The following is a 13,062-nucleotide window of genomic DNA, read 5'->3' as shown; positions in this document are numbered from 1 at the left end:
TTTTAAAAAACTATGTATTTATAAACTCTATTGAGTTTGTTCGTTTAGTTCTGAACTAATTTTTTACTTTTGCTTCAAATTTATATACCATGCATAAGAGTATAGAAATTGATGAAAAAATTTTTCAGGACGCCGTAAAGTTTTATGGTACCGTTTTCAACCTTCCTCCCTTAGCCTCGAAGATTTATGCCTATCTTCTTTTCGATTATGAAAAGGCGGGTATTACTTTTGACGAGTTTGTGGAGGTGCTTTCTGCGAGTAAAAGTTCGGTTTCTACAAGCATTTCTTTATTGCTTAATGCCCAGCTTATCGTAGATCACAACAAAATGGATGAACGGAAACGATATTTTTTCACCAATGATGAATATAAGAGAATAAGATTTGAAAAAATAGTTCAGAAGATGCAAGACGAATTAAAACTACTAAAAGATTTAGGGAATTTTAAAAAAAATCATGATGACGGGCACAACGAAAAAATGGAAGCTTATAAAGCTCTTTTAAACAAAAACATTAAAAATATTCAGGAATCTCTTAATAAACTTTAAAATGAATAATAAACTAGTTATACTTTCTATTGCAGCACTTTCATTGGTGGCCTGCAAAAAAGAAGCTCCGAAACAGGACGGCCCAAAACCATATCCTGTTGTAAGTGTGGAAGAAAAAAACATAGTGGGTTATCAGACATTTCCGGCTACGATTCAAGGTAGAGTAAATAATGATGTTCGCGCAAAAATTCAGGGTTACATTACTCAGGTTTTGGTAGATGAAGGCCAGTATGTTACAAAAGGGCAACCGTTATTCCGTTTGGAAACCAATATCCTGAACGAAAACGCGGCTGCTTCCAAGGCCGGAATCGGTGCTGCAGAATCCAATATTGCGGCTGCTCAGGCTGCTGTAAATGCTGCTAACGTGGAAGTTAATAAACTAAAGCCGCTTGTTCAGAAAAATATCATCAGTAATGTTCAGCTGCAGACGGCTCAGGCAAATCTAGCTCAGGCTCAGGCTCAGTTGCAACAGGCAAGAGCAGGTAAAAGTCAGGCAGTTGCCAACTACAAAGGAGTTGCAGCAAACATTGACTATTCTGTCATTCGTGCGCCTATTTCTGGTGTGATCGGGAAACTTCCTTTAAAAGTAGGTAGTTTGGTTGGCCCGACGGATCAGACGGCATTAACAACAATTTCAGACACTTCTGAACTGTTCGCTTATTTTTCAATGAACGAAAAGGAGTATTTTGATTTCCTGGAAAAATCTCCGGGAGCATCTTTACCCGAAAAAATCAAAAATCTTCCGATGGTTGAATTGCAACTGGCAAACGGAAGCATTTATTCTGAAAAAGGCAGAATCGAAGCAATTACAGGACAGATTGATGCGACAACAGGTACCATTCAGTTCAGGGTTGCCTTCTCAAACCCTCAGAAATTATTAAGCAACGGGAACAGCGGATCTATCAGGCTTCCAAAAGCTTATGATAACGTTTTGGTTGTTCCGGAAAGTGCCACTTACGAGCAGCAGGGCATTGTTTACGTTTATAAAGTAGATAAAGATACTGCTAAAAATGTTGTAGTGAATGTAATCGACAGAATCAACAATATGGCTTTAATAAAATCCGGTATCAATAAAAACGAAGTAATTGTTGCCGCAGGAATCGGAGGTTTGAAGCCGGGAACTGCCATCATCAAAAAACCAGTAAAAATGGATAGCCTTGTTCAATCTATAAAACCGAAATTCTAAAATGATTAAAAATTTTATAAACAGACCGGTTTTATCCACCGTAATCTCAATTTTGATTGTGATTCTGGGGGTGTTGGGATTGATTTCCCTGCCAGTCACACAATATCCAGATATTGCGCCTCCAACAGTAAGTGTTTCAGCAAACTACACCGGAGCCAATGCGGAAACGGTGATGAAAAGTGTTGTAGTGCCTCTGGAAGAACAGATCAATGGAGTGGAAGGAATGGATTACATCACTTCCAGTGCAGGAAATGACGGTTCAGCACAGATTCAGGTATTTTTTAAGCAAGGAATTGATCCCGATATAGCCGCGGTAAATGTTCAGAACCGTGTTACCAGAGCGACACCTTTGCTTCCAAGTGAAGTTACTCGTTCAGGGGTGGTGACGCAAAAACAGCAGACGAGTGCCCTGATGTATATGTCTTTCTATTCTGAAAATAAAGATTTAGACGATGTATATCTTCAGAACTTCTTAAATATTAACGTTATTCCGAATATAAAAAGAATTAACGGAGTAGGTGATGCCACTGTTTTCGGGGGTAAAAACTACTCCATGAGAGTTTGGCTGGATCCTGCAAAAATGGCCGCTTACAGTTTAACTCCAAATGATGTTACAACTGCCATCAACGAGCAGAGTAGAGAAGCTGCGGCCGGTTCTATCGGACAAAACAGCGGAAGCTCTTTCGAATATATCATTAAATATGTCGGTAAATTCAACGATAAAGAGCAATATGATAATATCATCATTAAAGCTCTTCCGGACGGGCAGAATTTAATGTTAAAAGATGTCGCGAAAGTAGAATTGGCAGGACAGTCTTACACAGGAATCGGGGAAAACGGAAATAATCCATCGATCAGTATGGGACTTTTCCAGACACCGGGATCGAATGCTCAGGACATTATCAAAAATATTAAAGCCTATCTAAAATCAGCAGAAGGAAGCTTCCCTGAAGGTGTAAAATATACATTTAACTTTGATACCAACGAATTCCTTGATGCATCGATTGAAAAGGTTGTTCATACCTTAATTGAGGCCTTTATTCTTGTATTTATCGTGGTGTATATTTTCTTACAGGATTTCAGATCTACTTTAATTCCGGCAATTGCGGTTCCGGTTTCGATTGTAGGTGCGTTTTTCTTCCTTAATTTATTTGGATATTCCTTAAACTTATTAACGTTATTCGCTTTAGTTCTTGCGATCGGTATTGTTGTGGATGACGCGATTGTCGTCGTCGAGGCCGTTCACGCCAAGATGGAGCACGGGATTTCTGATGCTAAAAAAGCAACGGTAGAAGCGATGGACGAGATCACAGGAGCGATTATTTCAATTACATTGGTAATGGCGTCTGTATTTATTCCGGTAACCTTTATTACGGGCCCGACAGGGGTTTTCTACCAACAGTTTGGTATTACTTTGATTATTGCGATCATTATTTCTGCAATTAATGCCTTGACGCTGAGTCCGGTTTTATGTTCATTATTCTTAAAACCTCACGATGCGCATCATGCAGAATATAAAAAATTAAATCTTTTACAGAAGTTTTTCTATAAGTTTAATATTGCTTTTAAAACAACCACAGACCGTTACGGAAGAGGATTTGTGTTCTTATTAAGACATAAATGGGTCACATTAATCATTTTTGCGGTTACAGGATGTATCCTATATTGGGCAAGTACAACCATGAAAAAAGGTTTCGTACCAACGGAAGACAGAGGAATTATCTTTACAGACGTTCAGCTTCCTCCGGGTGCTTCAATGGAAAGAACTTATAATGCTTTGAAAACTCTTCAGGCAAATGCAATGAAAGTTCCTGGAGTACAAAACGTTACGATTTCTACGGGTAGAGGCTTCTTATCAGGAAACGGTAGTAACAACGGTTTGGCGTTCATTAAGTTAAAACCATTTGACGAAAGAAAAAAAGACGGTCAAAGCTCTGAAGACATTACAAAAACTTTATTCGGTATTTCAGGGAAAGTGCCTGATGCGAAAGTTGTGTTCTTCCAGCCGCCGAGTGTACCTGGATTTGGTAACAGTGCCGGTTTTGAGATGGTATTGCTAGATAAATCAGGTGGGGAATATGCAGATTTAGACAATAAAATGAATGAATTTATTGGTAAGCTGACAGAAAGACCTGAGATCGAATTTGCCCAGAGCTCATTCAATACAAAATATCCTCAGTATGAAATGCAGATCAACGTTCCGTTGGCAAAACAGCTGGGAGTTTCTGTAAGTGATATCCTTTCAACGATGCAGGGTTATATCGGAGGTATTTATACCGCTGACTTTACAAAATACGGAAAACAGTTCAGAGTAATGGTACAGGCACTTCCTGAAAACAGACAAAACATCAATAATCTGAATGAATTGTATGTAAAAACAGGTTCCGGGGTTATGTCGCCGATCTCACAGTTCGTAACATTGAAAAAAGCATACGGCCCACAATCTGTAAGCCGTTACAACTTATTTACTTCAGTAAAAATTACAGGTGCAAACTCGGCGGGATACAGTTCCGGGGATGCAATTACTGCGGTACAGGCTGTTGCAAAAGAGACTTTGAATCAAAACTATGACGTAGAATTCACAGGATTGACAAGAGAAGAATTAAACTCAGGATCGCAAACGGTTCTCATCTTTGCATTAAGTTTAATCTTCGTTTATTTCATCCTTTCTGCTCAGTATGAAAGTTATATTTTACCGCTTGTCGTTGTAATTTCTCTTCCTCTTGGGGTAATGGGAGCATATTTCGGACAGAAAATCATGGGCTTGGAAAACAACATTTATTTCCAGATTGCCCTGATCATGCTGGTCGGATTATTAGCAAAAAATGCAATTTTGATCGTGGAATTTGCCGTCCAGAGAAGACATCACGGTGAAACGATTGTAATGTCTGCCATCAATGCTGCAAAAGCGAGATTAAGACCAATTCTGATGACATCATTTGCCTTTATCTTCGGTCTATTGCCATTGGTTTTAGCAAGCGGAATTGGTGCGGTTGGTAACAGATCCATCGCAACAGGTGCAGCAATCGGATTATTAATAGGAACCATTTTAGGACTTTTCGTAATTCCGGTTTTGTATGTAATTTTTGAAACATTACAGGAAAAGGTTAAACCTCTTAAAAAAGAAGACATCAATTTAGCAGAATAATTTAATTAAAGACGTTAGAGGTTAGATATTAGAAAAATTAGTTCTGATTCTAACTTCTAACCTTTAATTTCTAACTTCTAATTTTTAACAATGAAGAGTTTATTAAACATTATAAAAGGAATAACTTTTTCAGTCGCAATTCTTGCAGCCGTATCATCTTGTATGACAAGAAAAGAATATGAAAGACCGAAAAATGTTGTGGACGAAAAGCTGTTCCGTACAGATATGCTTCCTTCTGACAGTACCAATATCGCGAATGTTTCATGGAAACAGATTTTTACGGATCCGATACTTCAGGGGCATATCAACAAAGCTTTAGAAAACAATTTAGATATAAGAATTGCTTTGCAGAGCATTACTTCAGCAGAAGCTTATCTAAAGCAGAGTAAAGCAGCTTACGAACCGACAGTGACTGTAGGACCGGGCTATACTTTCCAGACACAGTCTCTGAATACACAAACCGGACAGCTATTTGGTTCAAGACGTTACATCAACCAGCTTGATATTACTGCAAGTGTAGGTTTTGAAGCAGATATCTGGGGTAAATTAAAATCTCAGGAAAAAGCGCAATTAGCAGCTTATTTAGGAACTGTTGCTGCTCACAAAGCGGTAAAAAGTGATCTTATAGCTTCAATTGCTTCTTCATATTATCAATTGCTGACGTACGATGCGCAAAAGAGAATTATTGCGGAAACAATTGCCGTTCGTGAGAAAAATCTAGAAACGACAAAAGCGTTGAAAATTGCAGGAACAGTAACAGAAGTTGCCGTTCAGCAAAGTGAAGCGCTGGTTTTAAACGCAAAATCTTTATTAATTGATATTGATACTCAGATTCAGTTATTGGAAAATACGATGAGTTTGCTGATGGGAGAGCCTTCACATTCGATTGAAAGATCAACGCTGGAAGCTCAGAATGTTCCGGTTGACCTAAAATTAGGTTATCCGGCTCAATTACTGGCAAACAGACCGGACGTTATGAGGGCGGAATACAATTTAATGAATGCTTTTGAATTAACAAATTCTGCAAAAGCACAGTTTTATCCTACTTTGAAAATTACAGGAAGCGGAGGAATTCAGTCTTTGGATATTGACCATTTATTCAGTGTAAATTCATTGTTTGCAAGTGTTGTGGGAGGTTTGGCTCAACCGATTTTAAACAGAAGAGCGATTAAAACCAATTATGAAGTAAGCCTTGCCAATCAGGAAACAGCCTATTTAAACTTCAGAAAGGCAGTTCTTACCGCTGGAAAAGAGGTTTCTGATGCGATTAGAGTTTTCTCTGTTCAGGATTCTTATATTGATTTAAAGCAAAAGGAATTAAATGCCTACAAAAATTCGGTTGAATATTCACAGGAATTGGTGAATTACGGTATGGCAAATTACCTTGAAGTATTGAATGCAAGTGTAAATTCACTGAACGCAGAACTGAATATTTCTAATGCTCAATACAGCAAAATGAAAGCTGCTGTAGACCTTTATCAGGCACTTGGCGGTGGTTGGAAATAATTTTTTCAATATATTAAAATTAAAACGCGTGTTCTTTTTGGGCACGCGTTTTTGTTTATATTAAAAGTTAGGTTTTCTAAAATCTCAGATAAATTTCTTCTCATATTTTCTGTTTTTCTTTGTTAAACAGCAATAAGAAATAATCATTTTACTTTAATCTATATTTTTTCCAAATAAAATTCGATAAAATATTTGCATTTGTGGTTTAAATACTTACTTTTGTACCGCTTTTCGGATACGGATTGCAAAATTGGGGAATTAGCTCATCTGGCTAGAGCGTTAGACTGGCAGTCTAAAGGTGACGGGTTCGATCCCCGTATTCTCCACATTGATAATCAAGGAGTTGCAGGGTTTAAATTTGCAACTCTTTTTTATTTGCCATAAAATTTGCTCAAAAATTATTGATTTTATAATATTATTTTAAGATCGAAATAAAAAGCAAATAGTCTTTAATTTATACTATACTCTTTACGTGAAATTTAAATACATGTCCAAACCTGAATACATATTTATTCATTCACAATTAATGGTAATAAGTATAAATATTAGAAGTTACATATGGAAACAAGAAAGAAAAACTCTACAAATAATATTAATCTCACTTATCTGAATAATTATTGCGGCATTTCATATACATTGGCAATGATTGGTGGCAGATGGAAAATAAATATTTTAGCCTATCTTCTGAAAGATAAAAAACTAAGGTTTGGTGAGCTTAAAAATAAGCTTGAGGGAATTTCTGAAAGAATGCTCATAAAAAACCTGAAAGAACTAGAAAACAACGAGTTAATAAACAAAATCATTTACCAGCAATATCCTCGAAAGGTGGAGTATGAATTAACGGAACTTGGCCAATCTCTTAATGAAATCATCAAATGCATGGATAAATGGGGAGAGTCCAGGTATGACAAGACATAAATAACCGCTCAGCTAATCTGCGGTTATTTAGGATTCAATAACAAACAGTTATTAAATTATTATTTTAAAATTCTTATCCAACGTTAAGAGAATTACCGAGAACACACACATTATTAATGAGTTATAGTAATGATTATACTCGCCATGAGCCATATGAGTAGTAAGTGCACCGATAGCAAAAGGAAATAGAAAAAGAATTCCCAAATTCCTGAATTGTGGTTTAATTAATCCCACAACAATCAATATAACACCAATAAACTCTGCTGCACCAATCAGCATTGTCCATGTTGTATTGAAACCAAGCGATTGCATACTTTTCACCATAGATTCTTTCTGAAAGATTTTAAATAATGACGCATATCCGAATACGTATAAATAATAAGCATAACATGCCCAATAAATTATTTTACTTACTAATTCCATTTATTAAAATTTTATTGTCCAAATTTAATTATTAAAAAAAATATAAAGAATAACAGACAAAATTGTATGTATCGTCAAAAGGAATAATATTTTGCAATATCATTTTTTATCTTCGGCGAATTTTTATTGACTTTAATAATCTTCCTTACTATATAATTTCTTAGATCATAAAAAAGCACAAAAAGTGCACAAATCAAATAAAAATTATATATTTGCCAATATCCATAAAAGTTCTTGGATAAATTATTTATTAAAAGTGTAAAATTATTAGGATTTCCTTTTTTTAAACAAAATTTAATTATCATAAAACTCTATTTATCAAACTATGAAGAAACTTTTTTTCCTTTTATTGACAGCTTTTTTATTTATCGGTTGCAGCTCAGACGAAGATACGATTTATGACTACATCGGAACATGGTCGGGTACTTACGAAGGCAGTGACAAAGGCACCTGGAACATTGTTGTGGCAAGCAATGGTAAAGTTACAGGGACTATGCATTCTGACGTAAATACTGAAAATTACAATATTTCCGGTAGCTTAAGTGAATCAGGAGATTTGAATGCTGTCGTAGGATTGCCTTCAGACGGTGAATTCAAAGGAAGCTTAACAAGAGATAAGAAAGGCAGCGGAAACTGGAGAAACTCAGTCCCGACCCCGGAAAGAACAGGTTCTTGGACAGGCGAAAAAAAGTAAATAATTATTACAATATAAAAAAAGGCTATCTATTTTAGATAGTCTTTTTATTTACACAAATCCCATATTTAGAATTTTCCCGTTTGCTTTTAAAACAATGAAATTCAGCACAAAATCATCATCAGTAAAATGTTTTTGAAAAGAAATTTTTTGGTGCCGGCTTACATTTATTTTTTCTTCAAGGCTTTCCGTTACATAATTTTCAAAATCGATTTTTAAACTAATAACTTCAATTTCGTCGAAAGAAATTTCCTGCTCAAGTTGAATACTTTTCTCAAAAAGTCCGTTTTTAACAGATAAAATATTTTTCAGATTCTGCTTTTTTCCAAACTGAAAATTGTTCAAAACTAATTTTCCTTTTTCCGTTTCCAATCCGTTTTTTACCGTTCGGTTTCCTCTTTCTGAAATGGTATCTAAATCTTTAACTTCAGTCATCATTTTCGCAAAACTTTGGTAAAGTAGAGGATCTCCAGATTCTTTAATGTATTTATCCAATCCTTTTCTGATGATTTTCCCAATCTTGGAACAATGTCCGAATTCCGAGCTGTTATGTCTTACTTTTTCGTAAGTCGGACTTTTTTTAAAGGCAGTTTTATTGAATCCGCTTTTCTTCCGAACAACATTTTTGCCGTTCAGATTATAAAAAACAAGATCGCCAACTGCGCCTTTTATGGTAATTAAGCTCTCGTATGTTGCCATAATTTATTGATAAGCCGAACATTACAAATACTTTCACAAGTTCTATAAATGAAATTCATGGTAATTCGTTAAAAATATTTGTGCCTTTTCTATTTAAAGTCCAAATATAACAATTAATAACCAATTAAAAAATTTTAACATATATTTATAACATAGTTGTAGTATAGTTTAAGTATAATTAAATTATAACTAGTATATTTGTAATTAATTAGTTACTGTAGTAAAAATCAGATGAATATGAAGACAAGATTACTTTACAAAAACTTAGGGATAAAACAGTTATTTGTTTTATTGATGGCATCGGCGTTTGTGATTTCATGTGGAAGCTCAAAAAGTGTTGCCACAAAGAAAAATACAGGTTCTAAAATAGTTGTAAAAGCAGAAAACCTCAGAAAACTAGATTCTCGTTTTGACGGAAAAGTTTCAAAATCGGTCAATGATATTCTGAAAGACGCAGAAAAATACCTGGGAACCCCTTACAAATTTGGTGGCAACTCTGCTTCCGGTTTCGATTGCTCCGGATTTACCGTAAAAGTTTTTGAAGAACATGATGTAACGATTCCCAGAAGATCTTCTGATCAGGCAGAAGCCGGTAAGAAAATTGATATTGAAGAGGTAAAACCCGGAGATCTTTTATTCTTCGCAACGGCAGGCGGAAGCAGGGTTTCCCACGTGGGAATTGTTCACGACATTGCAAGCGACGGTGAAATTAAATTTATTCATGCATCGACATCAAAAGGCGTAATTATTTCTTCTTTAAACGAAAAATACTGGAACAAAGCTTACCTTCATGCGCAAAGAGTTTTGTAAATTGAGACTAAGGTTTAAGTTAAAACCAGGCAAGAATTATAGTTTAAAGAAACTGTAAATGATAACGTTCAATTCTACAATTCAAATAATATTTTCAATTTTATTCTTAACCTAAACCTTAGCCTTAAAATAAAACTTTTGTATCTTTGGTCGCGTATAATTTCAATTTAATATAAACTAGAAACATGTCGTTACAACAAACTATTGAAAACATTTGGGAAAATAGAGATTTATTACAAAATGAAGACAGCCAGAAGGCAATTAGAGAGGTTATTTCTTTATTAGATTCAGGTGAGCTTCGTGTTGCAGAGCCTACAGAAAACGGATGGCAGGTAAATGAATGGGTGAAAAAAGCAGTGGTTATGTATTTCCCAATTCAGAAAATGGAAACTATCGAGGTAGGTCCGTTTGAATTTCATGACAAAATTCCTTTGAAGAGAAATTACGCTGAAAAAGGAGTGAGAGTTGTACCTCATGCGATCGCGAGAGAAGGTTCTTTCGTGGCTTCAGGAGTGATTCTGATGCCTTCTTATGTAAATATCGGAGCCTATGTAGATTCAGGAACAATGGTTGACACTTGGGCAACGGTAGGAAGTTGTGCACAGATCGGTAAAAACGTACACTTGAGCGGTGGTGTTGGAATCGGTGGTGTTTTGGAGCCCCTTCAGGCTGCACCGGTTATCATTGAAGATGACTGCTTTATCGGTTCAAGATGTATCGTTGTAGAGGGAGTCCACGTAGAAAAAGAAGCGGTCTTAGGAGCGAATGTTGTATTGACGGCCTCCACTAAAATTATCGACGTTACAGGTCCTGAACCAATCGAAATTAAAGGAAGAGTTCCTGCTCGTTCAGTAGTAATTCCCGGAAGCTACACAAAACAATATCCTGCGGGAGAATATCAAGTTCCATGCGCTTTGATCATCGGTCAGAGAAAAGAATCTACAGATAAGAAGACGTCTCTGAATGATGCATTGAGAGAAAACAACGTAGCTGTTTAAGATTAATTTTTTAAACCAATACCAAATAATTTTGAAAGAAAAATTTCTTAAAATATTATTAAACCCTAAATATATATTTGGGGTTTATCTTATTATATCGGTTGTTACAGCGATTTCCAAATATTTCAGAGGAGATTATGCGATCAATAATTATCTGATCTTTAAGAATGTGTTTTTTAATACAGTCCATCAGAAAAATTTATTTATTCACTATCCTGATCTCTATTTTGATTTAAATCATTATGGAGTTTTTTTTAGTTTACTGATCGCTCCGTTTGCTGTAATGCCCGATTGGCTGGGGATTTCTCTTTGGAATGTAGCCAATACGTTCATTTTTGTTTATGCCATTCATAAACTACCTTTATCTGATCCAAAAAAGGCAATTTTCGCTTTACTTTGTTTGCAGGAATACATTACGGCGGCTTTAAGCTTACAGTTCAATATCGCTCTGACAGGGCTTTTGATGTTATCTGCAACGTATATTTACGAGAATAAAGAAGTGAAATCTGTCACTGCAATTTTAGTCGGTGTTTTTGTGAAAATCTACGGAATTGTGGGATTAACACAGTTCTTCTTTATTAAAAATAAGGTTAAATTTATTCTTTCAGGATTAATAATTGCTGTATTATTTTTTGTAATTCCGATGGTGTATTCCAGTCCGCAGTTTGTGATTCAGAGTTATGCAGATTGGTTTCATTCAATCGTTGAAAAAAACAATGAGAATCAGGCGTTAGGTAATATGCAGGATATTTCATTAATGGGATTTTTCAGAAGAATTTTAGGAGATGCCTCGATTTCAAATTTGGTCTTTTTAGCGGTGGGATTACCATTATTCGCAGCGCCTTATCTCAGAATTAAACAATATAAAAATTATGCTTTCCAATTGATGATTCTGGCTTCAACATTACTGTTTTTGGTATTGTTCAGTTCAAGCTCAGAATCACCGACTTACATCATCGCCGTAACGGGTGTGATGATCTGGTTTTTTATTCAGGAAGTAAGAACTCCTTGGTTGATCGGATTGTTGATTTTCGTGATTATTTTCACGTGTTTTTCAACTTCAGACTTATTTCCTAAAGATATCAGACTTAATTATATCAAAAAATATTCTCTAAAAGCTGTACCTTGCATTATCGTTTGGTTGAGGGTCGTTTACGAACTTTTAACTAAAGATTTTGAGAAAGATTACAGCCTGAATTAACAATATGAAGAAAATTTCTATCGTCATTCCTGCCCATAACGAAGAAGGGAACGTTGCTTTAGTTCATGAAAAAATTAAAGAAGTTTTTTCAGGATTAAACAATTATGATTTTGAAATTATTTTCGTCAATGATGGAAGCCGTGATAATACTCAACAAAGATTAGAAGAGCTTTCCCAACAATATAGCGAAGTAAAATTTATCGAATTTTCAAGAAATTTCGGGCACCAACCCGCCGTAAAAGCCGGAATGGATAACGCCCGAGGAAACGCAGTTATCTCAATGGATGGCGATTTGCAACACCCACCCGAGCTGATTCCGGAACTAATTAAAAAATGGGAAGAAGGATTTGATGTTGTTTATACAATCCGCACGTATCCGAAACAAATTCCTTATTTTAAGCGGAAAACATCAGATTTTTTCTATAAAATGCTTTCAAGGCTTTCCGATGTAGATCTTACAAAAGGCGGCGGATCAGATTTTAGATTATTGGATGCACATGCAGTTGAAGTCATGAGAAGCTTCACGGAAGACGACCTTTTTTTAAGGGGTTTGACAAGCTGGATGGGCTTTAAACAAACAGGAATAGAGTTTACCGCCAATGAAAGATTAACCGGTGAAAGCAGCTATAATCTAAAGAAAATGATCACTTTTGCCTTTACAGGAATCACCGCTTTCAGTGTGAAACCTCTTTATATTGCGGCTTATCTGGGCTTTTTATTTTCGGCGCTTTCTGTTGTCGGATATGTTGGGTATGTTATTTATTCATTCGTTGTAGAAACCGAAATTTCAGGTTGGGCATCATTAATTATGACCATCGTTTTTTTTGGAGGCCTTCAATTGATTATTTTGGGAATCATGGGAATTTATTTAGGTAAAATATTCAAACAGGTTAAAGAAAGACCTAATTACATCATTAGAAATAAAAATTTTTAA

12 protein-coding genes and 1 tRNA gene are annotated in these 13,062 nt (G+C 35.6%); 11 read left to right on the top strand and 2 right to left on the bottom strand.

The genetic code is table 11. The annotated features are described in order from the left end of the window. Positions 1 to 89: 89 nt before the first annotated feature. The 6 genes from BLT04_RS17750 (at position 90) to BLT04_RS17725 (ending at position 7,303) form a co-directional block, all read left to right on the top strand. The gene (locus tag BLT04_RS17750; protein ID WP_089757124.1) at positions 90 to 545 is read left to right on the top strand and encodes a transcriptional regulator; all 456 of its coding nucleotides are present in this window, start codon (positions 90 to 92) and stop codon (positions 543 to 545) included. Position 546: 1 nt separating this feature from the next. Continuing rightward, on the top strand, positions 547 to 1,731 hold the full coding sequence (locus BLT04_RS17745) for an efflux RND transporter periplasmic adaptor subunit (protein ID WP_089757123.1): 1,185 nt from the start codon (positions 547 to 549) through the stop codon (positions 1,729 to 1,731). 1 nt (position 1,732) lies between these two features. After that, entirely contained in the window at positions 1,733 to 4,879 is a 3,147-nt protein-coding gene (locus BLT04_RS17740) for an efflux RND transporter permease subunit (protein WP_089757122.1), read from the top strand. 90 nt (positions 4,880 to 4,969) lie between these two features. Further along, a complete protein-coding gene (locus tag BLT04_RS17735) occupies positions 4,970 to 6,385 on the top strand; it encodes an efflux transporter outer membrane subunit (protein ID WP_089757121.1) in 1,416 nt (471 codons plus the stop codon). 252 nt (positions 6,386 to 6,637) lie between these two features. Continuing rightward, a tRNA-Ala gene (locus BLT04_RS17730) sits at positions 6,638 to 6,711 on the top strand. A gap of 232 nt (positions 6,712 to 6,943) precedes the next feature. Next, a complete protein-coding gene (locus BLT04_RS17725) occupies positions 6,944 to 7,303 on the top strand; it encodes a winged helix-turn-helix transcriptional regulator (protein WP_089757120.1) in 360 nt (119 codons plus the stop codon). 51 nt (positions 7,304 to 7,354) lie between these two features. On the opposite strand, the gene BLT04_RS17720 is transcribed toward BLT04_RS17725, so the two are convergent. After that, positions 7,355 to 7,726, bottom strand: coding sequence for a DoxX family protein (locus tag BLT04_RS17720; protein ID WP_089757119.1), 372 nt, complete (start codon positions 7,724 to 7,726; stop codon positions 7,355 to 7,357). 325 nt (positions 7,727 to 8,051) lie between these two features. Here BLT04_RS17720 and BLT04_RS17710 point away from each other — a divergent pair, with 325 nt between their 5' ends. Then, positions 8,052 to 8,420, top strand: a complete 369-nt coding sequence (locus BLT04_RS17710) for a hypothetical protein (protein ID WP_089757117.1) — start codon at positions 8,052 to 8,054, stop codon at positions 8,418 to 8,420. A 51-nt stretch (positions 8,421 to 8,471) separates the two neighbouring features. Here BLT04_RS17710 and BLT04_RS17705 read toward each other — a convergent pair whose 3' ends face one another. After that, positions 8,472 to 9,119, bottom strand: coding sequence for a hypothetical protein (locus BLT04_RS17705; protein WP_089757116.1), 648 nt, complete (start codon positions 9,117 to 9,119; stop codon positions 8,472 to 8,474). 237 nt (positions 9,120 to 9,356) lie between these two features. Between BLT04_RS17705 and BLT04_RS17700 the strand changes: the two genes are divergently transcribed. The 4 genes from BLT04_RS17700 (at position 9,357) to BLT04_RS17685 (ending at position 13,062) form a co-directional block, all read left to right on the top strand. After that, positions 9,357 to 9,929 (top strand): C40 family peptidase, encoded by a 573-nt coding sequence (locus BLT04_RS17700; RefSeq protein ID WP_089757327.1) that lies wholly within the window; start codon positions 9,357 to 9,359, stop codon positions 9,927 to 9,929. A 185-nt stretch (positions 9,930 to 10,114) separates the two neighbouring features. After that, entirely contained in the window at positions 10,115 to 10,927 is an 813-nt protein-coding gene (locus BLT04_RS17695; protein ID WP_089757115.1) for a 2,3,4,5-tetrahydropyridine-2,6-dicarboxylate N-succinyltransferase, read from the top strand. A gap of 25 nt (positions 10,928 to 10,952) precedes the next feature. Continuing rightward, positions 10,953 to 12,128, top strand: a complete 1,176-nt coding sequence (locus BLT04_RS17690) for a glycosyltransferase family 87 protein (protein ID WP_089757114.1) — start codon at positions 10,953 to 10,955, stop codon at positions 12,126 to 12,128. Positions 12,129 to 12,132: 4 nt separating this feature from the next. Further along, the gene (locus tag BLT04_RS17685) at positions 12,133 to 13,062 is read left to right on the top strand and encodes a glycosyltransferase family 2 protein (protein WP_089757113.1); all 930 of its coding nucleotides are present in this window, start codon (positions 12,133 to 12,135) and stop codon (positions 13,060 to 13,062) included.

Source organism: Chryseobacterium soldanellicola, assembly GCF_900100115.1.
Classification (GTDB): Bacteria; Bacteroidota; Bacteroidia; order Flavobacteriales; family Weeksellaceae; genus Chryseobacterium; species Chryseobacterium soldanellicola.
This window is presented reverse-complemented; position numbering and strand designations above follow the sequence as displayed.

Bases quoted from the DNA above. Each gene is read 5' to 3' on its own strand.
- BLT04_RS17750 (WP_089757124.1), top strand. From the start codon at position 90: ATGCATAAGAGTATAGAAATTGATGAAAAAATTTTTCAGGACGCCGTA.
- BLT04_RS17745 (WP_089757123.1), top strand. From the start codon at position 547: ATGAATAATAAACTAGTTATACTTTCTATTGCAGCACTTTCATTGGTG.
- BLT04_RS17740 (WP_089757122.1), top strand. From the start codon at position 1,733: ATGATTAAAAATTTTATAAACAGACCGGTTTTATCCACCGTAATCTCA.
- BLT04_RS17735 (WP_089757121.1), top strand. From the start codon at position 4,970: ATGAAGAGTTTATTAAACATTATAAAAGGAATAACTTTTTCAGTCGCA.
- BLT04_RS17725 (WP_089757120.1), top strand. From the start codon at position 6,944: ATGGAAACAAGAAAGAAAAACTCTACAAATAATATTAATCTCACTTAT.
- BLT04_RS17720 (WP_089757119.1), bottom strand. From the start codon at position 7,726: ATGGAATTAGTAAGTAAAATAATTTATTGGGCATGTTATGCTTATTAT.
- BLT04_RS17710 (WP_089757117.1), top strand. From the start codon at position 8,052: ATGAAGAAACTTTTTTTCCTTTTATTGACAGCTTTTTTATTTATCGGT.
- BLT04_RS17705 (WP_089757116.1), bottom strand. From the start codon at position 9,119: ATGGCAACATACGAGAGCTTAATTACCATAAAAGGCGCAGTTGGCGAT.
- BLT04_RS17700 (WP_089757327.1), top strand. From the start codon at position 9,357: ATGAAGACAAGATTACTTTACAAAAACTTAGGGATAAAACAGTTATTT.
- BLT04_RS17695 (WP_089757115.1), top strand. From the start codon at position 10,115: ATGTCGTTACAACAAACTATTGAAAACATTTGGGAAAATAGAGATTTA.
- BLT04_RS17685 (WP_089757113.1), top strand. From the start codon at position 12,133: ATGAAGAAAATTTCTATCGTCATTCCTGCCCATAACGAAGAAGGGAAC.